At 67.2% G+C, this 23,302-nt stretch carries 28 protein-coding genes; 10 read left to right on the top strand and 18 right to left on the bottom strand.

From position 1 onward, the window contains the following. Window positions 1-124 precede the first annotated feature (124 nt). Window positions 125-829: an SOS response-associated peptidase gene (locus ACV7JP_RS09615; protein ID WP_457798989.1), complete on the top strand. Its 705-nt coding sequence runs from the start codon at window positions 125-127 to the stop codon at window positions 827-829. Window positions 830-972: 143 nt separating this feature from the next. Here the strand turns inward: ACV7JP_RS09615 and ACV7JP_RS09610 are convergent, their stop codons facing one another. The 7 genes from ACV7JP_RS09610 to mutM all read right to left on the bottom strand — a co-directional run bounded on the left by ACV7JP_RS09610 (window position 973) and on the right by mutM (window position 7,376). Continuing rightward, the gene (locus ACV7JP_RS09610) at window positions 973-2,307 is read right to left on the bottom strand and encodes an FAD-binding oxidoreductase (RefSeq protein WP_457798988.1); all 1,335 of its coding nucleotides are present in this window, start codon (window positions 2,305-2,307) and stop codon (window positions 973-975) included. A gap of 124 nt (window positions 2,308-2,431) precedes the next feature. Further along, entirely contained in the window at window positions 2,432-2,560 is a 129-nt protein-coding gene (locus ACV7JP_RS09605; protein WP_457798987.1) for a hypothetical protein, read from the bottom strand. Window positions 2,561-2,742: 182 nt separating this feature from the next. Continuing rightward, window positions 2,743-4,005 carry a class I SAM-dependent RNA methyltransferase gene (locus tag ACV7JP_RS09600; protein ID WP_457798986.1) on the bottom strand — a complete coding sequence of 421 codons (1,263 nt, stop codon included), beginning with the start codon at window positions 4,003-4,005 and terminating at the stop codon, window positions 2,743-2,745. After that, window positions 4,002-4,730, bottom strand: coding sequence for a TlyA family RNA methyltransferase (locus tag ACV7JP_RS09595; RefSeq protein WP_457799060.1), 729 nt, complete (start codon window positions 4,728-4,730; stop codon window positions 4,002-4,004). Before ACV7JP_RS09595 ends, ACV7JP_RS09600 begins: the two co-directional genes overlap by 4 nt. Then, window positions 4,730-5,545: an ABC transporter permease gene (locus ACV7JP_RS09590; protein ID WP_457798985.1), complete on the bottom strand. Its 816-nt coding sequence runs from the start codon at window positions 5,543-5,545 to the stop codon at window positions 4,730-4,732. Before ACV7JP_RS09590 ends, ACV7JP_RS09595 begins: the two co-directional genes overlap by 1 nt. After that, window positions 5,542-6,297, bottom strand: a complete 756-nt coding sequence (locus tag ACV7JP_RS09585; protein WP_457798984.1) for an ABC transporter ATP-binding protein — start codon at window positions 6,295-6,297, stop codon at window positions 5,542-5,544. The genes ACV7JP_RS09590 and ACV7JP_RS09585 overlap by 4 nt, the downstream gene beginning before the upstream one ends. A gap of 209 nt (window positions 6,298-6,506) precedes the next feature. Next, on the bottom strand, window positions 6,507-7,376 hold the full coding sequence (mutM, locus tag ACV7JP_RS09580; RefSeq protein WP_457798983.1) for a bifunctional DNA-formamidopyrimidine glycosylase/DNA-(apurinic or apyrimidinic site) lyase: 870 nt from the start codon (window positions 7,374-7,376) through the stop codon (window positions 6,507-6,509). Between the two features lie 80 nt (window positions 7,377-7,456). On the opposite strand from mutM, the gene mntA reads away from it, so the two are divergent. From mntA to ubiB, 4 genes are all read left to right on the top strand, one after another. Continuing rightward, window positions 7,457-7,858 (top strand): type VII toxin-antitoxin system MntA family adenylyltransferase antitoxin, encoded by a 402-nt coding sequence (gene mntA / locus ACV7JP_RS09575; protein WP_457798982.1) that lies wholly within the window; start codon window positions 7,457-7,459, stop codon window positions 7,856-7,858. Beyond that, window positions 7,848-8,261, top strand: a complete 414-nt coding sequence (gene hepT / locus ACV7JP_RS09570) for a type VII toxin-antitoxin system HepT family RNase toxin (protein WP_457798981.1) — start codon at window positions 7,848-7,850, stop codon at window positions 8,259-8,261. The genes mntA and hepT overlap by 11 nt, the downstream gene beginning before the upstream one ends. Window positions 8,262-8,335: 74 nt before the next feature. Beyond that, a complete protein-coding gene (gene ubiE, locus ACV7JP_RS09565; RefSeq protein ID WP_457798980.1) occupies window positions 8,336-9,106 on the top strand; it encodes a bifunctional demethylmenaquinone methyltransferase/2-methoxy-6-polyprenyl-1,4-benzoquinol methylase UbiE in 771 nt (256 codons plus the stop codon). 7 nt (window positions 9,107-9,113) lie between these two features. Continuing rightward, window positions 9,114-10,676, top strand: coding sequence for a 2-polyprenylphenol 6-hydroxylase (ubiB, locus tag ACV7JP_RS09560; RefSeq protein WP_457798979.1), 1,563 nt, complete (start codon window positions 9,114-9,116; stop codon window positions 10,674-10,676). Window positions 10,677-10,705: 29 nt separating this feature from the next. Here ubiB and ACV7JP_RS09555 read toward each other — a convergent pair whose 3' ends face one another. From ACV7JP_RS09555 to ACV7JP_RS09540, 4 genes are all read right to left on the bottom strand, one after another. Continuing rightward, window positions 10,706-11,224 carry a hypothetical protein gene (locus ACV7JP_RS09555; RefSeq protein WP_457798978.1) on the bottom strand — a complete coding sequence of 173 codons (519 nt, stop codon included), beginning with the start codon at window positions 11,222-11,224 and terminating at the stop codon, window positions 10,706-10,708. Between the two features lie 25 nt (window positions 11,225-11,249). Next, window positions 11,250-11,570 (bottom strand): hypothetical protein, encoded by a 321-nt coding sequence (locus ACV7JP_RS09550; protein ID WP_457798977.1) that lies wholly within the window; start codon window positions 11,568-11,570, stop codon window positions 11,250-11,252. Between the two features lie 234 nt (window positions 11,571-11,804). Further along, window positions 11,805-12,377, bottom strand: coding sequence for a GTP cyclohydrolase I FolE (gene folE, locus ACV7JP_RS09545; protein WP_457798976.1), 573 nt, complete (start codon window positions 12,375-12,377; stop codon window positions 11,805-11,807). A 98-nt stretch (window positions 12,378-12,475) separates the two neighbouring features. Continuing rightward, window positions 12,476-13,621: a hypothetical protein gene (locus ACV7JP_RS09540; RefSeq protein ID WP_457798975.1), complete on the bottom strand. Its 1,146-nt coding sequence runs from the start codon at window positions 13,619-13,621 to the stop codon at window positions 12,476-12,478. 253 nt (window positions 13,622-13,874) lie between these two features. Here ACV7JP_RS09540 and ACV7JP_RS09535 point away from each other — a divergent pair, with 253 nt between their 5' ends. The 3 genes from ACV7JP_RS09535 (at window position 13,875) to smbP (ending at window position 16,100) form a co-directional block, all read left to right on the top strand. Next, complete coding sequence (locus tag ACV7JP_RS09535; RefSeq protein ID WP_457799059.1) at window positions 13,875-14,075, top strand: CsbD family protein; 201 nt, start codon at window positions 13,875-13,877, stop codon at window positions 14,073-14,075. Window positions 14,076-14,359: 284 nt separating this feature from the next. Next, the gene (locus ACV7JP_RS09530) at window positions 14,360-15,607 is read left to right on the top strand and encodes a cytochrome-c peroxidase (RefSeq protein WP_457798974.1); all 1,248 of its coding nucleotides are present in this window, start codon (window positions 14,360-14,362) and stop codon (window positions 15,605-15,607) included. 91 nt (window positions 15,608-15,698) lie between these two features. Continuing rightward, window positions 15,699-16,100, top strand: coding sequence for a small metal-binding protein SmbP (gene smbP, locus ACV7JP_RS09525; protein WP_457798973.1), 402 nt, complete (start codon window positions 15,699-15,701; stop codon window positions 16,098-16,100). Window positions 16,101-16,154: 54 nt separating this feature from the next. Here the strand turns inward: smbP and murI are convergent, their stop codons facing one another. After that, on the bottom strand, window positions 16,155-16,955 hold the full coding sequence (gene murI, locus ACV7JP_RS09520) for a glutamate racemase (RefSeq protein ID WP_457798972.1): 801 nt from the start codon (window positions 16,953-16,955) through the stop codon (window positions 16,155-16,157). A gap of 128 nt (window positions 16,956-17,083) precedes the next feature. Between murI and ACV7JP_RS09515 the strand changes: the two genes are divergently transcribed. Together ACV7JP_RS09515 and ACV7JP_RS09510 are read left to right on the top strand one after the other, a co-directional pair. After that, window positions 17,084-17,329 carry a type II toxin-antitoxin system Phd/YefM family antitoxin gene (locus tag ACV7JP_RS09515; protein ID WP_457798971.1) on the top strand — a complete coding sequence of 82 codons (246 nt, stop codon included), beginning with the start codon at window positions 17,084-17,086 and terminating at the stop codon, window positions 17,327-17,329. Next, on the top strand, window positions 17,326-17,739 hold the full coding sequence (locus ACV7JP_RS09510; RefSeq protein WP_457798970.1) for a type II toxin-antitoxin system VapC family toxin: 414 nt from the start codon (window positions 17,326-17,328) through the stop codon (window positions 17,737-17,739). Before ACV7JP_RS09515 ends, ACV7JP_RS09510 begins: the two co-directional genes overlap by 4 nt. Here ACV7JP_RS09510 and truB read toward each other — a convergent pair whose 3' ends face one another. The 6 genes from truB to ACV7JP_RS09480 all read right to left on the bottom strand — a co-directional run bounded on the left by truB (window position 17,740) and on the right by ACV7JP_RS09480 (window position 23,272). Then, on the bottom strand, window positions 17,740-18,642 hold the full coding sequence (gene truB, locus ACV7JP_RS09505; RefSeq protein WP_457798969.1) for a tRNA pseudouridine(55) synthase TruB: 903 nt from the start codon (window positions 18,640-18,642) through the stop codon (window positions 17,740-17,742). It abuts the gene before it with no gap. A 7-nt stretch (window positions 18,643-18,649) separates the two neighbouring features. Beyond that, window positions 18,650-19,072, bottom strand: a complete 423-nt coding sequence (gene rbfA / locus ACV7JP_RS09500) for a 30S ribosome-binding factor RbfA (protein WP_457798968.1) — start codon at window positions 19,070-19,072, stop codon at window positions 18,650-18,652. A gap of 154 nt (window positions 19,073-19,226) precedes the next feature. Then, complete coding sequence (locus ACV7JP_RS09495) at window positions 19,227-19,424, bottom strand: hypothetical protein (protein ID WP_457798967.1); 198 nt, start codon at window positions 19,422-19,424, stop codon at window positions 19,227-19,229. Further along, window positions 19,424-19,882 (bottom strand): hypothetical protein, encoded by a 459-nt coding sequence (locus ACV7JP_RS09490; RefSeq protein WP_457798966.1) that lies wholly within the window; start codon window positions 19,880-19,882, stop codon window positions 19,424-19,426. The genes ACV7JP_RS09495 and ACV7JP_RS09490 overlap by 1 nt, the downstream gene beginning before the upstream one ends. Window positions 19,883-19,911: 29 nt before the next feature. Further along, window positions 19,912-22,539 carry a translation initiation factor IF-2 gene (gene infB, locus ACV7JP_RS09485; RefSeq protein WP_457798965.1) on the bottom strand — a complete coding sequence of 876 codons (2,628 nt, stop codon included), beginning with the start codon at window positions 22,537-22,539 and terminating at the stop codon, window positions 19,912-19,914. Beyond that, window positions 22,532-23,272: an RNA-binding protein gene (locus tag ACV7JP_RS09480; protein WP_457798964.1), complete on the bottom strand. Its 741-nt coding sequence runs from the start codon at window positions 23,270-23,272 to the stop codon at window positions 22,532-22,534. Before ACV7JP_RS09480 ends, infB begins: the two co-directional genes overlap by 8 nt. Window positions 23,273-23,302: the final 30 nt, after the last annotated feature.

The following is a 23,302-nucleotide window of genomic DNA, read 5'->3' as shown; positions in this document are numbered from 1 at the left end:
TCTCACCGATGCGCTTGAAACGAGCTTGAACGGAATCCGATAACAAACCCTTGCCGGAAGCAGGGCGGTAGGCCGGGCCGAAGGGGCGGGGAAGCCGAAAAATGCTAGGGAGGGATTGAAGCCCATGTGCGGACGTTACGCGCTGACTTCGGCGCCGGCGGCGATCAGGCGGCTGTTCGACTATCCCGAAACGCCAAACTTTCCGCCCCGCTACAATATCGCGCCGACGCAGCCCATCGCGATCGTCATGGCGGAGCGGGGCGCCGGGGACGCGCGCCGCTTCATGCTGGCGCGCTGGGGCTTTCTGCCCGGCTTCGCGAAGAATGTCCGCGAGTTTCCGTTAATTTTCAACGCAAGATCCGAGACGGTCCTGGAAAAAGCGAGCTTCCGCAACGCCATGAAGCGGCGCCGCTGTCTCATCCCCGCCGACGCCTATTATGAATGGCGGAAATCCGGCGGCGCCGGACGCAGGATGGAAAGGAGGCCCTATCTTTTCCGCCGCGCCGACCGCGCCCCTATGGGGCTCGCCGGCCTGTGGGAAACCTATTCGGGAACCGACGGCTCGGAGATCGACACGGCCTGCATTCTGACCACTCCGGCCAATGCCGCGACGGCCGCCATCCATGAGCGCATGCCCGCAATTCTCGAACCCGCGGATTTCGCCGCCTGGCTCGATTGCGACGAGGTCGACGGCGACGAGGCCGCCGCGCTGCTGACGCCCGCGACGGAGGACGCGCTGGAATTTTTCGAGATCGCCCCCGCCGTCAACAATGTGGGGGGCGACGGGCCGCAATTGCAGGAGCCGCTCGCGCGCACGCTGTTCGGGTGATCGGAAGCGTAGGCTGCAAAGCCTTTTGCGATGAAGTTCCGCCTCCTTTCGTCCTTGCGAGCCGAAGGCGAAGCAATCCAGAGCCTTGTTGGCGCCGCTGGATTGCTTCGCCGCTTCGCTCGTCGCAATGACGGACGGACCGATTAAAGCAGCTTGTCGGGATTGAGCGCGCCCTTCGGATCGAGCGCCCTTTTCAGCGCGCGCATGACGTCGAGCGCGACGGCGTCCTTTACCTGCGCCAGAAGATCTCGCTTCAACTGGCCGATGCCGTGCTCGGCGGATATCGAGCCGCCATATTCGCGCACGAGGCCGTGGACGATCTCGTTCATCTCGTCCCAGCGCGCGAGAAACGCGGCCTTGTCGCCGCCGGCGGGCTGCGACACGTTGTAGTGCAGATTGCCGTCGCCCATATGGCCGAAAGGCACGGGCCGGACGGAGGGGAAACGCGCCGCGACGCGCGCGCCGGCCTCGGCGATGAAGGCGGGGATGCGCTCGACGGGCACCGAGATGTCGTGCTTGATGGAGCCGCCCTCGCGCTTTTGCGCCTCCGAGAGGCTTTCGCGCAGGCGCCAGAGGCTCTCCGCCTGATCGAGAGAATGGGCGAGCGTCGCGTCGCGCGCATGGCCGGCGTCCATCGCCTGCGACAGCGCCGCGCTCGCCACGCGCTCCGCCTCGCCCTCGGCGAAACCGGCGATCTCCACGAGCGCATACCAGGGATGGGGGGCGGCGAGCGGATCGCGGGCGCCGGGAATGTGGCGCAAGACCAATTCGAGTCCGATGCGCGGCACGAGCTCGAAAGCCTGCAAACCTGGCCCCGTATGCGCCTTCGCGAAATTGAGCAGCGCCAACGCCTGCGCCGGATCGTCCAGGCCGAGAAAAGCGACGGCGCGCGAGCGCGGGCGCGGGAAGAGTTTCAGCGTCGCCGCGGTGATGACGCCGAGCGTGCCTTCCGAGCCGATGAAAAGCTGGGTGAGATTGTAGCCGGTATTGTCCTTGCGGAGCTTGCCGAGCGTCGAGAGCAGCCGACCGTCCGCGAGCGCGACCTCGAGGCCCAGCGCGAGATCGCGCGCCGCGCCATAGGCGAGCACATGCACGCCGCCGGCGTTTGTCGCGAGATTGCCGCCAATGGTGCAACTGCCCTCGGAGGCGAGCGACAGCGGGAAATAGCGGTCGACCGACAGCGCGGCCTCCTGCGCCCGCGCGAGCGTCACGCCCGCTTCCAGAGTCATGGCGTCCGAAGAAGGGTCGACATCGCGAATGCGGTCGAGTCTTTGAAGGGAAAGAACGATCTGGCGGCCCGAGGAATCCGGCGTCTGGCCGCCGACGAGACCCGTATTGCCGCCCTGAGGAACAATGGCGGCGCCGCGCTCGTTACAAAGCGCGAGCACCTGGGCGACCTCGCCCGCGTCCCTGGGTTTGACGATACATAAGGCGCGGCCGCGATAGAGGTCGCGCGGTTCGGACAGATAGGCGCCCATCTCCGCCGCATCGGTTATGACGGCGGAAGCTCCGACGATCGCCTTCAGGCGATCGCAGAGATCGGGCGCGTCAGGCCAAGCACTCCGAGACAGAGAAAGCGCCCTCGTTTAGTCGGCGAAAGCCTCAGTAAGGATGACGGCGGCGATGGGCGCGAGCGTCCTTCCTGCGGGCGTAGACGTAAGCGCGCGCGGCGGCGGGCGCGCTTGCGAGGACGACACTGCACAATGCTGCGGCGATTAGCGCATTCATCATGACCCATCTCCTTCCAGTTTTGGAAATCATGCGATTTCCGCCTACACCGGACCATCCAGCAAATCCTATGCCTGTTTTTTTCGTGCGGCAACCGGCTTTGCCGTTCAGCCCTGTCGAATCAAACCGTTTCCCCTCCATTGAGACATTCTCGTCACAGGAACATTACCTAAAAATTAACGGATTTACCCTAGAAGACCGCGTTTTGGCCGCTTCCGCCCGTCCCCGCGCGAAAAAACCGCAACAATTTCGACATGGGGAGAATGGCGAAATTGATCAATGGGAAGGACGGAGCCAATCGTAAAGCCCCCGCTGAGCAAAATTGCGGCGTCCCGCGCGAAACTTTGTGCACTGCAAGAAACCGCGATCGCGGTTTTGACTTTGGACCGGGCGATTTCCGTCGCCTGGGCCGCCGCCCCGGCGCGCGGCGGATCGAAGACGACCGCGTCGAAGGCGGCGAGCTCCGGCGCCGTGAGCGGACGGGAAAAGAGATCGCGCGCCGCGCCGTCGATCGGCTTGAGCCCGGTCGCATTGCGGGCGCCCGCGAGCATGGCGTCGACCGACTCGGCTGCAGAATCATAAGCGGAGACGCGCGCGCTCTGGGCGAGCCGCAGCGCGAAGGCGCCGACGCCGCAAAAAAGATCGGCGACGCGCCTCGCTCCCTGCGCCGCGGCGAGCACGCGCGCGGCGATCGCTTCCTCGCCCGCCCCGGTCGCCTGCAGAAAGGCGCCCGACGGCGGCGAAACGCGCGCCGGACCGACTTCTATGAAAGGCGCGCGGCGCAGCGTCACCAGGCGCCCGTGATTGGAAAGGCGGGCGAGGTCATGCGTCTTGGCGGCCTTGATGAGCGCGCTCGTCTCATGCTCCTCCAGCGGACCCGGCCCGCGCAGATCGACATCCATGCCTTCCAGAGTCGCGGTGAAGGAGAGATCGAGCGGCTTGCCGCGCCCCGCGAGGATCCGCGCGATGGCGCGCGCCGCCGGCAGCGCCCCGGCAAGCTCGGGAACGAGCAGCGGGCAGGCGTCGATCTCGACAATCTCATGCGAGCGCGCGGCCATGAAGCCGAGGCGCGCCTGCCCCCGCGCCATGCGCGCATGAAAGGCGACGCGCCGGCGGCCGGCCCCATGCGCGTCGACAAGCGGCGCGACGTCGAGCGCCAAGCCGGCGTTGCGCAGGGCGGCTTCGACCAGGCCGCGCTTCCATTCCGAATAGGCGGGAGGGGCGAGCGCCTGCACGGCGCAGCCGCCGCAGCGGGCGTAATGCGGGCAGATCGGCGCGACGCGGTCGGGCGAAGGACGGACGATCTCGATCAGCCGACCATGCTCGCCTTCGATTTGCGCCGTCACCGTCTCGCCCGGCAACGCATAGGGCACGAAGACGCGCGCCTCTCCGTCGCGCGCGACGCCCTCGCCGCGATGACCGAGGCGTTCAATGACAAGTTGCTTCATGGCCGCGCCGCGTGAAGGAGAAATTCACGATTGCCGTCGCCGCCCTCGATCGGCGACGCGACGACGCCGAGAACGCGCCAGCCCAGCGCCTCCATGTCTCTGCGCGCCTTGTCGCAGACCTCGGCGTGAATCTTCTCGTCGCGCACCACGCCTTTCTTCACGGCGGCGCGGCCGGCCTCGAATTGCGGCTTGATCAGCGCGACGATCTCCGCCTCCGAGGCGGCGAGGGCGACGACATTGGGCAACAGCGCGGAGAGCGAGATGAAGCTGGCGTCCATCACGATGAGCGTCGGCGCCTCGGCGAGCTGCGCCGGCGCCAGAGCGCGGGCGTCCTGCCCCTCCATGGACGTCACCCGCGCGTCGCCGCGCAGCCTCTCATGCAACTGGCCGTGACCGACATCCACCGCCGCGACATGACGCGCGCCGCGCGCGAGCAACACGTCGGTGAAACCGCCCGTCGATGAGCCCACGTCGAGGCAGAAGCGGCCGGCGGGATCGACATGGAACGCTTCCAGCGCGTGAGCGAGCTTCACGCCGCCGCGCGAGACCCAGGGGTAAGGCGCGGAGGCGACGATCCACGCGCTTTGTTCGATCGGCGTCGAGGGCTTCGTCACGAGGCGGCCGTCCGCCGTCACAAGGCCTGCTTGAATCGCCTCGCGCGCCTTGGCGCGGCTCTCGAAATAGCCCCACTCGCAAAGGGCCGCGTCGGCGCGCTTCGTCGCCATCATTCGCCCGTCTGCAGCAGCGTGCCGGCGCGCCGCGCGCTTTTCAGCAATTCGCCGAAGGCGAGACAGGCGGCGGCGAAGAGGAAGAGGTCGATCGCCAGGCCCTGCGCCAGCAGGTCCCAGCGGACGACATGGTCGATCAGCACGGCGCGCAGGCCCTCGAAAACATAGGTCGGCGGCAAGGTCCAGGAGACCGATTGCAGCCATTGCGGCAAGGTCGAGACCGGATAATAGACGGCGCCGAAGGGCTGCACGAAGAACATCAGCGACCAGACGAGATTTTCCGCCCCGAGCCCCAGCCGCAGCAACAGGCCCGAGACGAAAAGCCCGACGCTCCAGGCGAAGAACATCAGCACGACGAAGAAGGCGCCGAAGGCGACGCCGAGCGCCCAGAGATTGAAGCCGAAGAAGAGGATCGCGAAGAGCGTCACCGGCAGCACGCCGACGGCGAGGCGGATGAGGCTCATGAGAATGAGCGAGAGGATGAATTCCCCCGGCCGCAGCGGGCTCATGAGAATATTGGGCAGGTTGCGCGACCACATCTCCTCGATGAAGGAGAAGGAGAAACCCTGCTGGCCGCGCAGCAGAATGTCCCACAGCAGAATTGCGCCGATGAGCGTGCCCGCCGCCTGCGCCGCCCCGCCGGGCGATTGCAGCGCGCCCGCCTGCACGAGATAGGTCTGCAAAAAGCCCCAGGTGAGCATCTGCACGAAGGGCCAATAGAGGATGTCGAGTATGCGCGTATAGGTCGCGCGCAGCAGATAGCTGTAGCGCAGAAGCATGGCGCCGACGCGCTTGGGCGAGAAGCCGCTCATGACGCGGCTCCCGCGCGGCCGCGCGCGAGATCGAGAAAGACTTCCTCCAGATTGGCGCGACCATAGCGCGCAATGAGATTGGCGGGCGAGCCGTCATCGGCGATGACGCCTTCCTTCAGCATCAGCACGCGGTCGCAGAGCCGCTCGACCTCGCCCATATTGTGCGAGGCGAGCAGGATGGCGCAATTATGTGTGGCGCGATGCGCCTCGAGCCGCGCGCGCACCCAGTCGGCCGTATCGGGATCGAGCGAGGCGGTCGGCTCGTCGAGCAGGAGAAGCTGGGGATCGTTGATGAGCGCCTTGGCGATGGCGACGCGCGTCTTCTGCCCCGCCGAGAGGCGGCCGGTCTGGCGGTCGATGAACTCGTCGAGCGCGAGGGACGACGCCAGCTCCTCGATCTTCGCGTCCACGTCGGGCATGTCGTAAAGCAGGCCGAAAACGCGCAGATTCTGCCGCACGGTGAGGCGGTGCGGCAGATCGACATAGGGGCTCTCGAAATTCATGCGGCCGAGGACGGCGTAGCGGTCGCGCGCCAGATCATGGCCGAAGACGCGGATTGAGCCTTCGGTCGGCTCGATGAGCCCCATGACCATGCCGATCGTCGTGGTCTTGCCCGCGCCGTTGCCGCCGAGCAGGCCCGTCACGCTGCCGGGGGACAGGGCGAAATCGAGCGGCCCGACGACCTTGCGCGCGCCATAGGTCTTGGAGAGGCCATGAACCGCGAGCGCCGGTTCGGACGATGAGGGGGACATGGGACGTTTATGGCGTGGCCGGATTGCTCCGGCAAGGGTCAACGCGCCCCGCCGGCCGACCGGGCGAGGCCTTCCTCATCCTGAGGAGCCTGCGAAGCAGACGTCTCGAAGGACGAGGAAGGCCGCCACAGAGCGCTTTTCTCTCCTTCGTCCTTCGAGACGGCCTCTACGAGGCCTTTTCAGGATGAAGGAGAGAAAAGCTCCGCAGATCACTTCTGGCACTCAGGGCAGTAAAAGGTAGAGCGCCCGGACTGTACCGCCCGCGCGATCGCGCCCTTGCAGCCCGGCGTCGGGCAGGCCGCACCCTCGCGGTCATAGACGCGGAAGGAATGCTGGAAATAGCCGAGCGACCCGTCCGCCTGCCGATGGTCGCGCAGCGACGACCCCCCGGCGGCGAGCGCCTCCCCCAGCACCGCTCTGATCGCGGCCGGCAGCCGCGCCAGCGCCGCCGTTGGCCTGCCGGCCGCGGTGACGAGCTTGCCCCCCGCGCGCAAGGGCGAAATCCCGCAGCGATGCAGCGCCTCGCAGACATAGATATTGCCCAGCCCCGCAATGAGCCGCTGGTCCAGCAGCAGCGCCTTGGCCGGCGCGGCGCGGCCGCGAAAGGCGCGGGCGAGAAAGACGGCGTCGAGCGCGTCGCTCAAAGGCTCGACGCCGATCCCCGAAAACAGCTTATGCGCGTCGAGCTCGGCGGTGGGAATGAGCAGCATGAAGCCGAAGCGGCGCGGATCGTTATAGGTGACGCGGGCGCCGTTCTCCATGTGGAGGACGACATGGTCATGCGCGGCGCTCTTGTCGCGCGGATGATGGAAAAAGCCCTGAACATCGCCGTCGATCCGGAAGGAGCCGGACATGCCGAGATGCATCACGAGCGTCTCGCCCTGATCGAGGTCGTCCAGCAGATATTTCGCGCGCCGCCGCAGGCAGAGGATGCGGCGGCCCGTCAGCCGCGCGGCGAAGTCGGGCGGAAAGGGAAAGCGAAGGTCGCCCCGCCGCTGCTCAACGCGCATGATGCGCGCGCCGACGAGCGCGGGCGCGAGGCCGCGCCGGACGGTTTCGACTTCTGGGAGTTCGGGCATTCTGGAGAGTCCGCCGGGGTCGCGCTTCGCGGGCGCCGCGCGCCGCGCTATAAGACGCCATAGCAAATCGCGAGAGGCCCATGAAGTTCGACGAGTCGGCGGTCGTCGCCCATCTGCGCAAGCGGCTGCCGGACGCCATGGCGGTCTATCTCTTCGGCAGCGTTGCGAGCGGGGACGCGGGCCCCGAAAGCGACGTGGACCTCGCCGTCCTGAACGACGGCCCGCTCGACCCCGTTTTCGTCTGGGACATCGCCTGCGAGCTGGCGAATGTGGTCGACGCCCATGTCGATCTCGTCGATCTGCGCACGGCCTCCACCGTGCTCCAGCACCAGATCGTCGCCAAGGGCCGCCGCCTCTGGGCGCGCGACGTGGGCGCCGATATCTATGAAGCCTTCATCCTCAGCGAAAAGACGGCGCTCGACGAACGCAACGCCGGGCTCTATGCCGACATCCTTCGCGAGGGGCGCGTCTATGGCCGATAATGTGATCCTCAACAAGGCGGCCGCGATCGAACGCTGCGTGCGGCGCGCCCGCGAGGAATACGCCAAGGGGCCCGAGAGCTTCGCGTCGGATTTCACCCGGCAGGACGCGGCGATCCTGAATATCCAGCGCGCCTGCGAGGCGGCGCTCGATATGGGCCAGCATCTCATCCGGCGGGACCGCCTCGGCGCCCCTCAAAGCGCCCGCGACGTTTTCGCGCTCCTCGCCGCCGGCGGGCGGATCGAGCTGGACCTCGCCAAGCGGCTGGAGAAAATGGTGGGGTTCCGAAACATCGCCGTCCACGATTACCAGGCTCTTCTCCTGCCGATCGTCGTCGCGGTCATCACGAAGCATCTCGATGATTTCACGGCCTTCAGCGCCGCCCTTCTGGCCCATGAACGCTGAAATGGCGCGCCCATAGCCTTCCCGCCCGGGAGCGGCTATACCCTCCCCCGTCCATAACGTCAGGCGAGCGATAGATGACCGATTCCCGTTCCGGCCGAGAGGGTTCGACCCATTTCGGCTATTCCGAAGTGCCCCTTTCGGAAAAGCAGCATCTCGTGGACGACGTGTTCCACAAGGTCGCCCGCCGCTACGACGTGATGAACGACCTGATGTCGGGCGGCCTCCACCGCCTGTGGAAGGACACTTTCGCGGCCAAGGTCAACGCCCGCAACCGTCCGGCCTTCCGGCACCTCGACGTCGCGGGCGGCACGGGCGACGTGGCCTTCCGCATCGCTAGGCAATCCGCGCCCGACGCCGAGATCACCGTGCTCGACATCAATGGCGACATGCTGGAGGTCGGCCGCGACCGCGCCCGCGAGAGAGGCGTCGGCGACAAGCTCGAATTCGTCCAGGCCAACGCCGAGTCCCTGCCCTTCCCCGACAATCATTTCGACGCCTATACGATCGCCTTCGGCATCCGCAACGTGCCGCGCATCCAGGTCGCGCTGGAGGAGGCCCATCGCGTGCTGAAACCCGGCGGCCGCTTCCTGTGCCTTGAATTCTCTCAGGTGAACGCGCCGGGGCTCGACAAGATCTACGAGGCCTATTCCTTCAATGTGATCCCGATCGTCGGCAAGCTCGTCGCGGGCGACGGCGAACCCTATCGCTATCTCGTCGAGTCGATCCGCCAGTTCCCGCCGGCCGACGATTTCGAGCGCATGATCCGCAAGGCGGGCTTCCGCCGCACGGGCTATGAGCGCCTCACCGGCGGCGTGGTCGCGATCCATTCCGGCTGGAAATATTAAGGCCGCGATGCTGCTTCAAACCGGCAATTTCCTGCGGCTGGCGCGCGCCGGTTACATTCTGGCGCGCGAAGGCGTCTTCACCTCCGTCGATCCCAATCTCCTGCCGCCCGCCGCCGCGCCTTTGGTGCGGCTCGCCAATCTCTTCGCCAAGGGCAAGGGCGAGAACGCCGGCGCGGCGCTGGTGCGCGCGCTGTCGCAGATCGGCCCGTCCTATGTGAAGCTCGGCCAATTCCTTGCGACCCGCCCCGACGTCGTCGGCGGCGAGATCGCCGACGCCTTGACCGCGCTTCAGGACCGCATGGCGCCCTTCGGGCGCGAAAAAGCCGTCGAGATCGTCGAGGCGTCGCTCGGCAAGCCGATCGGCGAAATCTTCACGAGCTTCGGCGAGCCGGTCGCGGCCGCCTCCGTCGCGCAGGTCCATATGGCGACGGCGCGCTATGACGGCAGGGAGCGCAAGGTCGCGGTGAAGGTGCTGCGCCCCGGCGTCGAGGGCCAGTTCGCGCGCGATCTGCGCGACATGTACATGGTCGCGCGCCTCGCCGAGCGCTGGTCGTCGGAAGGCCGGCGCCTGCGCATGATCGAGGTCGTCGATACGCTGGCGCGCACGGTGAAGCTCGAAACGGATTTCCGCCTCGAAGCCGCCGCGGCCTCCGAATTCGCCGAGAATGTCGAGAAAGATCCCGACATTCGCGTGCCGCATGTCGACTGGGACCGCACGGCCCGCGAGGTCCTGACGCTCGAATGGATCGACGGCGCGCCGCTCTCCGACCTCGATCGCGTCGCGGCGGAGGGCCACGACCTCAAGGCGCTCGGCGCGCATGTGCTGCAATCCTTCCTGCGGCACGCCATGCGCGACGGCTTCTTCCACGCCGACATGCATCAGGGCAATCTCTTCGTCGACAGGGAGGGCCGCCTCGTCGCCATCGACTTCGGCATTATGGGCCGTCTCGGCGCGAAGGAGCGGCGCTTCCTCGCCGAGATTCTCTACGGCTTCATCGTCCGCGACTATAAGCGCGTCGCCGAGGTGCATTTCGAGGCCGGCTATGTGCCGGCCAAGCACTCGATCGAGGAATTTTCCCAGGCGCTGCGCGCCATCGGCGAGCCGCTGCACACGATCAACGCCTCGGATATTTCCATGGCGCGGCTCTTGACGCTGCTCTTCGAGGTCACCGCCCTCTTCGACATGCGCACGCGCACCGAGCTGGTGCTGCTGCAGAAGACGATGGTCGTCGCCGAAGGCGTCGCGCGCAGGCTCGATCCCAGGCTCGACATCTGGAAGACCTGCGACCCGGTCGTGCGCGGCTGGATCGAGGAAAATCTCGGGCCGAAGGGGAAACTGGAAGACGCCGGGAAGAGCGTCATGGAGCTTGCGAAGCTCGCGACGCATCTGCCCAAGACGCTGGCCGACGCCGAGACCGCCATCGAGCGCATTTCGAAGATGGCGGATCAGGGCGTCGATCTCTCGCCTCACGCCATCGACGCCATGGCCGACACGCGGCGCCGCTCGGACAATCGGCTGCTGATCGGGCTGACGGCCATCGCGCTGCTCGCGGCCTGGCTCTTCAGTTAAGACGCGCGCCTTCAGGCTCGCAAGCTCTCTCAATGCCGCCGGCCGTTCGTCCCGTTCGTCCAGGCGTTGACGAGACGCGACGCGGCCATCAGACCCAGTCCCGCCCCGATGAGCAGCGGCAGGTTTCGCGGCGCTTCGCGAATAGCGGCCCGCGCCGCATTTTTCGCCGCGCTCGGCGCCGCGGTTTTCGCCAGATCCAGCAGAGCCTGCGAAACATTGGACGATTGCAGCGCCCGCGAGATCGCGGTCATGGGCGAGGCCTCGGTCAGGGCCGCGAGCTCGGCGCTCGCGCGCGCCTGCTGCACGGCTTCACGGCGACGGGCGTAAGCGAAGACGAAAGCCGAGAGAACGAGAAATACGCCGGCGATCGCGAGATTGCCCCACAGCGGCCCGAGCTCCTCATTGGCCCAATAGGTTGCGGCGGCCAATGCGAAACCGAAGGCGATGACGAGCGGAACCGCCGCCATCGCATTTCCGGACATGCGGACGATCGTGGCGCCGACGGCGTTCTCGGCCCTCTTGATGATCGGCTCAAACATGGACGTCACCACGCGCATTCAGGGGAATTAAATTTTATCTGCCGCCCATCCTCCAGAAGGCGCCGAAGACGAAACCGGCGAGCGCGGCGAGCGCGACGGTCGTCCCCGGCTGCGAACGCGCGGAGGTCTCGATCGCCGACCGGAAATTGCCCAGCACCTCGCCGGTGCGCTGCGCCGCTTCGCCGCTGCGCTCGGAAACTGCGGAAAATGCCGCATTGGCGCGGCCCACGCCCTGCTGAACGGCGCGGCCCATCTGCTCCGCGGCGGTCGACGCCTGCTGCGCGATCGCGCCCGTCATTTCGCCCGCGCCGTGCCCGTTATGCTGGCGCTGCTGTATATTGCGTTCCTCGGCCATTGCCGCCTCCGACGGTTTGACAAGTGGCGAGTCAACGCGACTTGCGCGGAGATGTTCCTGGCGAGGGGCAGGCAGGAAGGAACGATGAGGCGCGGAGGTCGCGCCCTTCTCCCCGTGCGGGGAGCAGGCCGGGGCGAGGGGCAAAAAGAAGCGCTCGGGCTCCTTACTTACAGCGCGACGGGCGCGCATCGACGCCGCCTTGCCCCTGATCCTCTCACCGCTTCTCGAGGAAAGTCACGCTCCCCGCGCCATTCCGAGAAACTCCTCGCGCGTGCGCGGATCGTCGCGGATCACGCCGAGCAGCTTGCTCGTCGTGAGCGAGGAGCCGGGCGTGTTCACGCCGCGCAGCGTCATGCAATTATGTTCGGCCTCGATCACGACGCCGACGCCCTGGGGCTGCAAAATGTCCTGGATCGCCTCGGCGATCTCGGCCGTCAGCTTCTCCTGGATTTGCAGGCGCCGCGAGAAGCCGTGCACGACGCGGGCGAGCTTGGAGATGCCGACGACGCGGTGCGTCGGCAGATAGCCGACATGGGCGCGGCCGAGCACGGGCAGCATATGGTGCTCGCAGAAGCTCACCACGCGAATGTTCTTGAGCACGACGAGCTCGTCATAGCCGCCGACCTCCTCGAAGGTGCGCTTGAGATAATCGCGCGGATCGATCTCGTAGCCCGAGAAAAGCTCCCTATAGGAGCGCGCGACGCGGGCCGGCGTATCGAGAAGACCCTCGCGATTGGGGTCGTCTCCCGCCCATTCGATGAGGACGCGCACGGCCGCTTCTGCGTCGGCCTGGGTCGGCTTGGCCATTCGAATGCTCCCGCACATTCCCGCATGGGGCGCGCAAAAAAGCCGCCCCGTCGCTGTCAACTTGCGACGGAGCGGCCGATTTGGCAAATGCCCCGCTTTCAGGGCGCGACGCTGCGGCCGACGCTCCCGATCGCCGAGCCCACAGAATTCACCGCCCGCTTCACGAAGCCGAAGGCGCCGCCTTCATTTTGCGGCGGGGGCGCCGGCATGGGCTCCGGCGCGGCGGCCGCCTCGGCGGCGGGCGCGGCCTCGGGCGCGCGCGGCTTCGGCTTCTTGGCGGTCTGCGCCGGCTTGGACTTCGGCTTGGCGGCCTTGGCGGGCGCCGGCTTTGGCTCCGGATTGACGGATTCGGCCTTGGCCGGCGCGGCGGGGGCCGGGGCCTCCGGAGGCGGCGCCATGAAGCGGTTGGCGGGCGGCGCGGCGGGCGCGGCCGGCGGCGTGAGCTTGGCGACCGCGCCGGCCGGCGCGGCGGGAACGGGCGCGATGGCGGCCGCCCCCGGAGCAGGCCCGACAGGCGCCACGGCGGCGGGGCGCGCGGCGGGAACCGGGGCCGGCGGGACAGCCGGCGCGCTCGCCACAGGCTGGGGCGCGACAGGCCTTGCGGCGGGCGCCGCCGCCGCGACGGGCGGAGACGCGGGAGCCACGGGAACCGCCGGGAGCGGAACGGCGGCCTCGGGCTCCGGCGACTCGGCCGAAGGCGGGGTCAATTCGGCGCTCTGGGGCGGCGCGGCGTCGCCTTCCGGCGCCGCCGCCTCTTCCTTGGGCGCGTCGGCGGCGGGCTCGTCAAGCGTCGCCTGATCGGTCGGCGCGGCGGCCTCCGTCTCCGAAGGCGAGATGTCGGCGATCGAAGGCTCCTCGGCGGGCGCGCGCCATTTGGAGAGCGTCCAGCCAAGCCCGGCAAGGCCCGCGAGGACAATCGCGACCGAAAGATAGATCAATTTCCGGCGCCCGCCCTCGGGCGGCCGGTCGGACGCGAAGAGCGCGTCCCCGGCCGAGGGCGTCCAATCGTCGGCTTCGGCCGACGCGATGCGCGGCGGCGCGAAATCCGCCGGAGCGGCGTCGGGCGAGGGAAATGGCGGGGGTTGAACCGGCTCCGGCGCGGCTTCCGGCGCGACGGAGAACTTTGGCTCAAGCGTCACTTCCGGCGCCTTGGAGCCGCTCGCAGGCTCCGCGTCGCGCTTCAGGAGTTCCTTGAACTCGGCGAAAGCCGCCATGAGTTCCTTGTCGTCAGCTTGCATGCTCATGCCTGCCCACTTGTGTGTCGTGGACCGCCGAACCCGGCGGGAAAAGTCGCGGCCAGCCGCCGCCGGCGTCCGTCCGGCGAGCGCTGTCCCGAATCAAAACCATAAATTGTGGCGGTTATTCGCCTATTAAGTCCCGCTCGCGCCGGAACATGCCCAGGACCGCCGCGTTTTGGGCGCATCGGGCGGGCTCTGCACGCTGCCCGCCGACCGCCGGAGCGCATCCCGCGCTCTCTCGCGAAGGAGACCGATCATGATGGATTGGAACCGCATCGAGGGGAACTGGAAGCAATTCAAGGGCAAGATCAAAGAGAAATGGGGCGAGCTGACCGACGACGACATTGACCGCATGGAAGGCAGCCGCGAGCAGTTCGAAGGCAAGATTCAGGAGAAATACGGGATCGGCAAAGACCAGGCGAAGCGCAATGTCGACGACTGGCTGAAGACGCTCCAGTAAAGCGCGCGACGGGCGGCCGCATCCTGGCCGCCCTTTCCGCGGAAGCCGCCCGCGACGTCCCGCCCGGCCGAGGCCGGGCCTCGCGGGGCGGCTTCACAAGGCTTTCGAGCCTCCCCTCCATTCTTCCCGGCGCGGCCTTCCCGGAGGCGGAATCGGCGCATTCCATGCGCGGACCCGCGACGACGGGGCGCAGCCTTGCCTGGAAGGAATCCAAGCTAGCGAAATTGACGCGCCGTAGACAGGCTTTCTAGAATTCATTGAGTTATTTAACGAAGCGAACGGCCATGCTTCCTCGACATCTGTTTCTGCGCGGCGCCTTGGCGCTCTCCTTGTCGGCGCTCGCTTTTTCGCCCTTCCGGGCGACGGCGCTCGAACCCGCGACGCAGACCGCCGCCGACGAGGCCGGATTGTCGCCTTTGGAGCGCCTCGGCAAGCACATCTTCGAGGATAAGAGCCTCTCGCGCCCGGCGGGCGTCTCCTGCGCCTCCTGCCACGACGCCGCCGCCGCCTTTCAGGGCTCGAACGGCTCGCCCGCGCCGGCGGTCGCGCGCGGCTCGAAGCCGGACTCGCTCGGCAAGCGCAACACGCCGACGATCATGTACGCCTCCTTCGCCCCGCCCTTCGGCTTCATCGACGACAAGGACGAGGAGACGGGCAAGGTCGAGAAGATTCCCGCCGGGGGACAGTTCCTGGACGGGCGCGCCGACGATCTTCTCGCGCAATTCGAGGGACCGCTGCTCGATCCGCTGGAGATGAACGCGCCCTCCAAGCGCTCCGCCGTGGAGGCGATCCGCGACGGCGCATACGCTGCGCTCGCAAAGGAAGTCTACGGCGAGACGGTTTTCGACGATCCCGACAAGGCCTTCGAGAAGCTGGCGCAGGCCGTCGTCGCCTTCGAGTCGAGCGCACGCTTCCACCCCTTCGCATCGAAATTCGACGATTATCTGCGCGGAAGCGCCAAGCTCTCCGCCATTGAACAGAAGGGCTTCGAGCTCTTCAAGGACCCGAAGAAGGGCAATTGCCTCGCCTGCCATGTCGGCAAGGAAGACTCGCGCGATCCGCGGGACTGGCTCTTCACCGACTTCACCTATGACGCGCTCGGCGCTCCAAAGAACTTCGCCATCGCCGCCACGGCCAATGCGCTCGATCTCGGCCTCTGCAAGCGCCCCGGCCTCGACAAGATCGCGCCCGCGGGCTTCGACGTCGGCAGCCTCTGCGGCGCCTTCAAGGCGCCGACGCTGCGCAATGTCGCGGTGACGGGCCCCTATCTTCACAATGGCGTTTTCACGAAGCTGCGCGACGTCGTCGCTTTCTACGCCACGCGCGACACCGACCCTTCGCGCTGGTATCCGAAGGGCGAGAAGGGCAAGGCGGCGAAGTTCGACGATCTACCGTCGGAATATCGCGAGAACGTCAATACGGAAGAAGTTCCCTACGATCGGAAGGAAGGCCAGAAGCCGCGCCTGTCGGAGAAAGAGATCGACGCCGTCACGGCCTTTCTAGAGACGCTGACCGACCGCCCGGCGCAATGATCCGAGGCGGGCTTGCCTTGGCGCGTCTCGCTTCCCATTTCCCGCCATGACGAAGCCGGCGCGACGGCTTCGCTTAGCCGGGAGGATTTCCATGTCGAATCGTCGTTTTGCCGCCCTTCTGCTCGCCGCGGGCGTGAGCCTCGCCGCCGCCCCTCAACTGGCGCTCGCCCAGGCCAATCCGGTCGAGGAGGCGACGAAAGCCGTCGCCGGCCAGCAGGAGGAGGATCATCTCGCCCAGGCCGTTTCCCATGCGCGTGAAGCTGTCGGCGCCGGGGCGGAACGCAACGCCGCGTCCGTGACCGAACATGCGAGCGCCGCGCTCGAGCACGCGAACGCCGCCCAGGCGGCCAAGCCGAACAAGCACACGGCGGCCGGAATCAAGCATCTGAAACAGGCCATCGCCCACGGCAAGAAGGGCCACGCCAAGGTCGCCAAGAAGCATGCGGAGCAGGCGCTGACGCACCTCACCCACGCTCAGGAAACCTCGAAGTAGTCTTCGCCTTTCCCCAGGCGCCGCGAGAGAGCCGGACTTCCTCGCGGCGCGCGGTCAGCCCGCGACGAGCCCGTAACGCGCCAGGGTCGCGCGCAATGGCGGACCGGGCGTCGCGCCGCTCGTAAACACGGCGCGCGCCTGCCCCTTTCTGGCGAAGCTCTCCTCGATCCCCTTTTCGCGCAGCAAGGAATCGGCGCGCCGCGCGATCGCGGGCGCCGGATCGATCCAATCCACCGGCCAGGGCGCGAGGCGCCGGAAATCCTCGACCAGCAGCGGATAATGGGTGCAGGCGAGCGCCACCGCGTCGGTGCGCGCGCCCGCCTCCTCCACGAAGCAGGGAGCGATCTCCGCGGCGATCTCCACGTCGCGGACGTCCCGCCCATGCATCTGCGCTTCGGCGAGCCCTGCCAGCGCGGCGGAGCCGACGAGCCTCACGCGGCAATGGCCGGCGAATTGCGCGATGAGATTTTGCGTATAGTCGCGCTTCGCCGTTCCCGGCGTGCCGAGCACGGAGATGAGATGCGAGCGCGAGCGCTCCGCCGCGGGCTTGATGGCGGGGACCGTCCCGACGAAGGGAATATGCGGCCAGCGCAGCCGCAGATCGGGCAGCGCGATGGTCGAGGCCGTGTTGCAGGCGATGACGACCATGTCCGGCGCATGCTCGGCGATGAGCTTCTCCATCACCCGCACGACGCGATCCACAAGGTCCGGCTCCTTCCAGGAGCCATAGGGAAAGCCGGCGTCGTCCGCGCCATAAACGTAATCCGCGCCAGGCCGGACCTTGATGATTTCGGCAAAGACCGTGAGACCGCCAAGGCCGGAATCGAAGACGAGGATTTTGGGCGGTTTGGTCATCGGCTTGCGTTGATCGTCGCGAATCGTCGCTGATTAATAGCGCCGCTTGGGATTAACGCCGCATTATGAGCGGAAAGCAGCCAGACGAAATAAATTGACCTGTCGTTTCGACTGGTCAAAAATCGGCCATGCGCGAAATACAAGCCTCTGAAGCCAAGGCTCGGCTCGCCGAGCTTCTCACCGCCGTCGAACATGGTGAAACGATCCTCATCACCCGCCATGGACGCGGCATCGCGCGGCTCGTCCCCGAAGCCAATCTTCGCGCCGCGGAGGCGGCGCGTGCAGTCGACGAGCTTCTGCGGTTCCGGGATCGCGTCGAAAAAGCGCCGCTCGACGAATTGCTCGCCGCGCGTCGAGAAGGTCACAAATATTGACCCTTTTTGTCATAGACGCCTCGATTCTCGCAGCGGCGGCGCTCGCTGACGAGCAGCACCCGCGCGCCGTCGAAGCGGTGACCCTTTTGCGCAAAGGCGGCGCGCTCGCCCCGAGCCTGCTCTTTTTCGAAATTCGCAACGTTCTGCTTATCAACGAGCGGCGCAAGAGGCTCAGCGAGCAGGACAGCGCCGCCTTCCTGAATATCCTCGGACGCCTACCCATCGAAACGGATCGCGCGTGCGGCGAGACGCAGCTTCTGCTTCTCGCCCGCAAGCATAGGCTGACGTCCTACGACGCCGCATATTTGGAGCTCGCCTTGCGCAAAGGCTTGCCGCTCGCGACGCTCGACGCCGATCTCGAACGCGCGGCGCACGCTGAGAGCGTCGAGATCATCGATCCGGCAGCTTGATCAGAACGGGAGATTGAAGACGCGCGACGGCTCCAGCGCGCCCTCGACCACTTCGCCGAAAGCGACCGGCACGCCGCCGCAGGCCGCATAGACCACGCCTTCCGCCGGAGCGTCGCGGCCGCGCAGGATGACCGAGCCGCCGCGCCGCAGCCGCGCCGCGGCGTCGCGGTCGACGACGACGCAAGGAAGCTCCGAGAGGCCCGCCTCGACCGAAAGCAGCGCCTCGCCGGCCATGCCCTGGCCTTCGATCTCGTCGAGCGTGTAGGAATCCTCCTCCACGAACGGCCCGACGCGCGTGCGCCGCAGCGCCGTGACATGGCCGTAGCAGTCCATGAGGCGCCCCAGATCGCGCGCGACGGCCCGCACATAGGCGCCCTTGCCGCATTCCATGTAGAAGACGGTCTCTTCAGGCGAAAAGGCTTCGATCGTCAGCGAATGGATGGTGACGGCGCGCGCCTTCAGATCCACCCGTTCGCCCTCGCGCGCAAGATCGTAGGCGCGCTCGCCGCCAATCTTGATCGCGGAGAATTGCGGCGGCGTCTGCAGGATGTCGCCGAGAAATTGCGGCGTCAGGCGCTCGATCTCGGCGCGCTCGGGACGCTTCGCGCTCGTTCGCGCGATCTCGCCGTCGGAATCGTCGGTGTTTGTCTCCGCGCCCCATTTGACGGTGAAGCGATAGGCCTTCTCGCCGTCCTGCACGAAAGGAACGGTCTTGGTCGCCTCGCCGAAGGCGACGGGCAGAATGCCGGAAGCGAGCGGATCGAGCGTGCCCGCGTGGCCCGCCTTCTGCGCGTTGTAGATGCGCTTGAGGCGCGACACGGCTTGCGTCGAGGTCAACCCCACGGGCTTGTCGAGCACAACCCAGCCGTCGACGACGGCGCGATTCGATTTTCTCTGACTCATAAATGTCTCAGGCTTTATCGTCTGCGTCGTCGCCGGACGCCTCGAGGTCGCGCTTCACGCGATCGGAATTGAGAATCGCGTCGATGCGCGAGACCGCGTCGAAGCTGTCGTCGATGCGGAAACGGATTTCCGGCGCGAATTTCAGATTGACCTCATGCGCGATCTCGCCGCGCAGGAATTTCTTGTGGCGGTCGAGCGCGGCGATGACGGCCGCCTCGTCCTTGCCGCCGAGCGGCATGACATAGACCGTCGCAAGCTTCAGGTCGGGGCTCATCTTCACGCGCGAGACGGTGACGACGTGCTTCTCGAGAACGGGATCGTTGATGTCGCCGCGCGAAAGCATCTGCGCCATTGCGTGACGCACGAGCTCGGCCACGCGCAGCATGCGCTGCGACGGCGCGGAGCCGGCGGAATGATGGGATCGGGACATTTTTCCTAAGATTACTCGATTTCGCGGGATGACGATCCGCGCATCATGGCGAGGAGTCTTTCAAACGCGCGGACTTCGGCCTTTTCGACTTTAGCGTCGATCCTGTCGTCCATTGCGTTGCTGACGAATCTCGATATTCCTTTCACTTCGCCGCTCAATTCGTCGAGCTGCCGTTGACGTCGCGCAACTCTCGCCGCAGTTCCTTGTTTTCGGTCTTCAACGACGACACGAGGCGCTCAAGTTCGAGAATATTCTTTCCGAATTCGAGGAAGCGTCTCCAGGAAAGCTTCCACTCGCCGGCCTCGCTGTCTCGCGACGCCGGCGGCTTTTCCGCTTCCCCGCCTTCCCCCATCAATGCGTCTCCGCGAGCAGATGCTCGAGAATTTCCCGCGTCTGCGCCTGCGTGCGATCAATCTGCTTTCTACGAACCTCCATCTTGACGAGATCGCGCCGCGTTTCGTCGACGATCTCCGACATCATCCCGGCCGATCCATCGAGAGAAGCCAGCATGAAATCGACCGCGCGGGCGGGGGAGTTCAAGCAATACTGCTCCAACGCCTCCTGCGCGGCGTCGAGCCGCGCATTCGCGTCGGGCTCATCGCCGGCTTCACGGAGCGATCCGTCGGCGGCGCCAAAAGCGGACGTCGACGGCGTATGACGGCGAAGGACTTCTGACACCGCCAGGATGGTTCTCGCCAGCTCCTCGTCACAAGAGCCCCCATGCGACGCGAAGCACTGATCGAGTTCGCTCGCTCCTTGCACGATCTTTCTGACCGCAAGCTCGAACCGCTGCTCTCTCGTCGCGCTCATGGCGTTCCTCCCATGACAAGCCGTCGCCCTTACAGCGTCCGCTTGATCTCCTCGACGCGATAGCATTCGATGACGTCGCCCGCGCGCATGTCCTGATAGTTCTCGAAGGCCATGCCGCATTCCTGGCCGGCGTCAACCTCCTTGACCTCGTCCTTGAAGCGCTTGAGCGTCGAGAGCTTGCCCTCATGCACGACGACATTGTCGCGGATGAGGCGCACGCTCGCGCCGCGCTCGACCTTGCCGTCGGTGACGCGGCAGCCCGCGACCTTGCCGACCTTGGAGATATCGAAGACTTCGAGAATCTGCGCATTGCCGAGCATGGTCTCGCGCAGAGTCGGCGCGAGCAGGCCCGACATGGCCGCCTTCACATCGTCCACGAGATTATAGATGATGTTGTAATAGCGGATCTCGATGCCGGCGCGTTCGGCCGCCTCGCGCGCCTCCTTATGAGCGCGCACATTGAAGCCGATGACCGCGGCGCCCGAGGCTTCCGCGAGCGCAATGTCGGATTCGGAGATGCCGCCGACGCCCGCATGCACGATGCGCGCGGCGACCTCGTCCGTGCCGAGCTTCTCGAGCGCGGCGGCGATCGCTTCGACCGAGCCCTGCACGTCGCCCTTGATGACGAGCGGGAACTCCTTGCGGCCGGCCGTCTTGAGCTGGCTCATCATGTCGGAGAGCGAGCCGCGCGCCGAGCCGCCGCGGGCGGCGAGCTTGTCGCGCTTCATGCGCTCGCGATATTCGGTGATCTCGCGGGCGCGCGCTTCCGACTCGACCACGGCGACGCGGTCGCCGGCCTCCGGCGTGCCGTTGAAGCCGAGAATCTCCACAGGGAAGCTCGGACCGGCCTCCTGGCGCGTGGCGCCCTTATCGTCCAGGAGCGCGCGGACGCGGCCCCATTGCGTGCCGGCGACGATGATGTCGCCCACCCGCAGCGTGCCGCGCTGCACCAGCATGGTCGCGACCGGGCCGCGGCCCTTGTCGAGGCGCGCCTCGATGACCGTGCCTTCGGCGGCGCGCTCGGCGTTGGCCTTGAGGTCGAGAACCTCGGCCTGCAGCGAGATCGCGTCGAGCAGCCTGTCGAGATTGAGCTTCTGCTTGGCCGAGACCTCGATCTCGAGCGTCTCGCCGCCCATGCTTTCGACCTGCACCTCGTGCTGAAGCAGCTCCGTGCGCACGCGCTCGGGCCGGGCGTCCGGCTTGTCGATCTTGTTGATGGCGACAATGATCGGAACGCCCGCCGCGCGCGCGTGATTGATGGCCTCGATCGTCTGCGGCATGACGCCGTCATCCGCGGCGACCACCAGCACGACGATATCCGTCACCTTGGCGCCGCGGGCGCGCATGGCGGTGAAGGCCGCGTGGCCGGGCGTGTCGATGAAGGTGATCGGCTGGCCGCCGGGCGAGGTCACCTGATAGGCGCCGATATGCTGGGTGATGCCGCCGGCTTCGCCCGCGACGACATTCGCCTGGCGGATGGCGTCGAGCAGGGAGGTCTTGCCGTGGTCGACATGGCCCATGATGGTGACGACCGGCGGCCGGGGCTCGAGATCGGCGTCGGCGTCGGGCGTGTCGAACAGGCCCTCCTCGACGTCGGACTCGGCGACGCGCTTGACCGTGTGCCCCATCTCCTCCGCGACGAGCTGCGCCGTGTCGGCGTCGATCACGTCGGTGATCTTGTGCATCGCGCCCTGCTTCATCAGCAGGCGGATCACGTCGACGCCGCGCTCGGACATGCGGTTGGCGAGCTCCTGAATCGTGATGGTCTCGGGAAGCACGACCTCGCGCGAAATCTTTTCCTTCTGCTCCGCGTGGCCGTAGCCCTTCAGGCGCTGCACGCGGCGGCGGAAGGAGGCGACGGAGCGCGTGCGTTCCTCGCCCTCCTCGCTCGTCGCCGTGGTGACCGTCAGGCGGCCGCGGTTTTTCACCTCGCCGCTGCGGGACGGCGCGGGGCGCGGGGGCGCCGGCGGCGTGAAGCCGCCAATGGTGCGCACGGGCGGGCGCTTGACCGGCTCGGCCGTGCGGCCGGCGGACGGCGCGGCGGCCGATCTTTGGGGCGCCGCGGCGGCTGCGGGCCTTGCCGCGGGCGTGGCTTTCGGTTGCGCGGCGGGCGCCGTGACGGAAGGCGCGGAGCCATCCTGGGGCAGGCGGCGACGCGCCTCTTCCTCAGCCTTGCGCTTCGCCTCCGCCTCGCGGGCGAGGCGCTCCTCCTCCTCGCGCTTGCGCGCTTCGGCGGCGGCGCGCTCGGCGCGCTCGCGCTCCTCGCGTTCGGCGCGGGCCTTGGCCTCGATCTCGGCGCGGCGGCGATCTTCCTCCTCGCGGGTGCGGGCGTCGACCAAAGCGCGGGCGCGCGCCTCACGCTCCTCCTCCGTCAAAGCGCGCAGCACCATGCCGGAATTGCCGCGCGGCGGCGCGGCCGGGCGCGGCTGCTCGGCGCGGGGCGGCGGAGCCGCGGCGGGAGCGGCCGCGGCGGGCTTCGCCGGTTCGGCATGGCCCGGCGCGCGACGCTTCACCTTCTCGACCACGACCACTTTCGAGCGGCCATGGGAGAAGCTCTGGCGCACCATGCCCTGCTCCCCGGCCGGCCGCTGCTTCAGATGCAACGTCTTCGACGGCGCGACAGTCAGGGTTTTGTCGCTGTTCTCGCTCTCACTCATCCAGCTTCCGATCCTCGGCCGCTTCCGACCCGATAGTATCCACTGTCCTCTCCGGCCGCCCGCCAGCGTCCGGCTGCTCATCCCGCATCATCTGCGCCGCAAGGGGCGCGCCGTCCGGCGTCACGCCCCGATAGGCCGCCAGCCGGCGGCAGCGCGAAAGAAAACTCTTTCCTGGCCCGCCAGAGGCGAGCGCAGCATGTATCACATTTGTGCGTCCCAAAGCCAAATCCAATTGGCTTGACGTAAATAAGCCGACGATGGGCGGAACGCCATCGTTTTCCGGCGCGTCTCCGCTTTCCGCCCGCCGGGCGCTTTGACGCAGCTTGCGCTTGCCGTCCGCGCCGCCGTCGCTGGCCTCGACGAGAATTCCGGCCGCGCCCTTTGCGAGCAGATCGGCGACCTTGTTGAAGCCGGCCGTCACCGCGCCGGCCTTATTGGCGAGCGCCAGCATTTGCAGGCAATCGGCTTCGAGCAGGCGATCGACGTCCTCCGCAAGCCGCGGCGGCGCCTCCGCCTGCTCCTTGAGGCTCTTGGCGAAGATCCGCTTCCTGGCGGCCTCCGCCACCAGATCGGCGCGCGCGCCGACCCAGACGCCGCGGCCCGGCAGGCGCGCGCGAATGTCCGGCGCGATGACCCCGTCGGGTCCGCGCACGAAGCGGATCATCGCCTCGGGCGGCGCGCGCCGCCGCGTGACGATGCAGGTCCGCTCGGACTCGCTTTCTTTGCTCGCCAAGACTTCTCTCGCCGCCAAGCCCGTCACTGT

Source organism: Methylocystis sp. S23 (genome assembly GCF_054106005.1).
The sequence above is the reverse complement of the archived record's forward strand: the minus strand, read 5'-3'. Positions and strand labels throughout refer to the sequence as shown.

Coding starts and splice junctions, on each gene's coding strand:
- murI (WP_457798972.1), bottom strand. CDS start 16,955: ATGACCAAACCGCCCAAAATCCTCGTCTTCGATTCCGGCCTTGGCGGT.
- ACV7JP_RS09590 (WP_457798985.1), bottom strand. CDS start 5,545: ATGAGCGGCTTCTCGCCCAAGCGCGTCGGCGCCATGCTTCTGCGCTAC.
- ACV7JP_RS09605 (WP_457798987.1), bottom strand. CDS start 2,560: ATGATGAATGCGCTAATCGCCGCAGCATTGTGCAGTGTCGTCCTCGCA.
- ACV7JP_RS09595 (WP_457799060.1), bottom strand. CDS start 4,730: ATGGCGACGAAGCGCGCCGACGCGGCCCTTTGCGAGTGGGGCTATTTC.
- ACV7JP_RS09615 (WP_457798989.1), top strand. CDS start 125: ATGTGCGGACGTTACGCGCTGACTTCGGCGCCGGCGGCGATCAGGCGG.
- ubiB (WP_457798979.1), top strand. CDS start 9,114: ATGCTGCTTCAAACCGGCAATTTCCTGCGGCTGGCGCGCGCCGGTTAC.
- ACV7JP_RS09515 (WP_457798971.1), top strand. CDS start 17,084: ATGCGCGAAATACAAGCCTCTGAAGCCAAGGCTCGGCTCGCCGAGCTT.
- hepT (WP_457798981.1), top strand. CDS start 7,848: ATGGCCGATAATGTGATCCTCAACAAGGCGGCCGCGATCGAACGCTGC.
- ACV7JP_RS09600 (WP_457798986.1), bottom strand. CDS start 4,005: ATGAAGCAACTTGTCATTGAACGCCTCGGTCATCGCGGCGAGGGCGTC.
- mntA (WP_457798982.1), top strand. CDS start 7,457: ATGAAGTTCGACGAGTCGGCGGTCGTCGCCCATCTGCGCAAGCGGCTG.
- ACV7JP_RS09530 (WP_457798974.1), top strand. CDS start 14,360: ATGCTTCCTCGACATCTGTTTCTGCGCGGCGCCTTGGCGCTCTCCTTG.
- folE (WP_457798976.1), bottom strand. CDS start 12,377: ATGGCCAAGCCGACCCAGGCCGACGCAGAAGCGGCCGTGCGCGTCCTC.
- ACV7JP_RS09540 (WP_457798975.1), bottom strand. CDS start 13,621: ATGAGCATGCAAGCTGACGACAAGGAACTCATGGCGGCTTTCGCCGAG.
- infB (WP_457798965.1), bottom strand. CDS start 22,539: ATGAGTGAGAGCGAGAACAGCGACAAAACCCTGACTGTCGCGCCGTCG.
- ACV7JP_RS09550 (WP_457798977.1), bottom strand. CDS start 11,570: ATGGCCGAGGAACGCAATATACAGCAGCGCCAGCATAACGGGCACGGC.
- rbfA (WP_457798968.1), bottom strand. CDS start 19,072: ATGTCCCGATCCCATCATTCCGCCGGCTCCGCGCCGTCGCAGCGCATG.
- mutM (WP_457798983.1), bottom strand. CDS start 7,376: ATGCCCGAACTCCCAGAAGTCGAAACCGTCCGGCGCGGCCTCGCGCCC.
- ubiE (WP_457798980.1), top strand. CDS start 8,336: ATGACCGATTCCCGTTCCGGCCGAGAGGGTTCGACCCATTTCGGCTAT.
- ACV7JP_RS09610 (WP_457798988.1), bottom strand. CDS start 2,307: ATGGGCGCCTATCTGTCCGAACCGCGCGACCTCTATCGCGGCCGCGCC.
- ACV7JP_RS09585 (WP_457798984.1), bottom strand. CDS start 6,297: ATGTCCCCCTCATCGTCCGAACCGGCGCTCGCGGTTCATGGCCTCTCC.
- truB (WP_457798969.1), bottom strand. CDS start 18,642: ATGAGTCAGAGAAAATCGAATCGCGCCGTCGTCGACGGCTGGGTTGTG.
- ACV7JP_RS09490 (WP_457798966.1), bottom strand. CDS start 19,882: ATGAGCGCGACGAGAGAGCAGCGGTTCGAGCTTGCGGTCAGAAAGATC.
- ACV7JP_RS09495 (WP_457798967.1), bottom strand. CDS start 19,424: ATGGGGGAAGGCGGGGAAGCGGAAAAGCCGCCGGCGTCGCGAGACAGC.
- ACV7JP_RS09535 (WP_457799059.1), top strand. CDS start 13,875: ATGGATTGGAACCGCATCGAGGGGAACTGGAAGCAATTCAAGGGCAAG.
- smbP (WP_457798973.1), top strand. CDS start 15,699: ATGTCGAATCGTCGTTTTGCCGCCCTTCTGCTCGCCGCGGGCGTGAGC.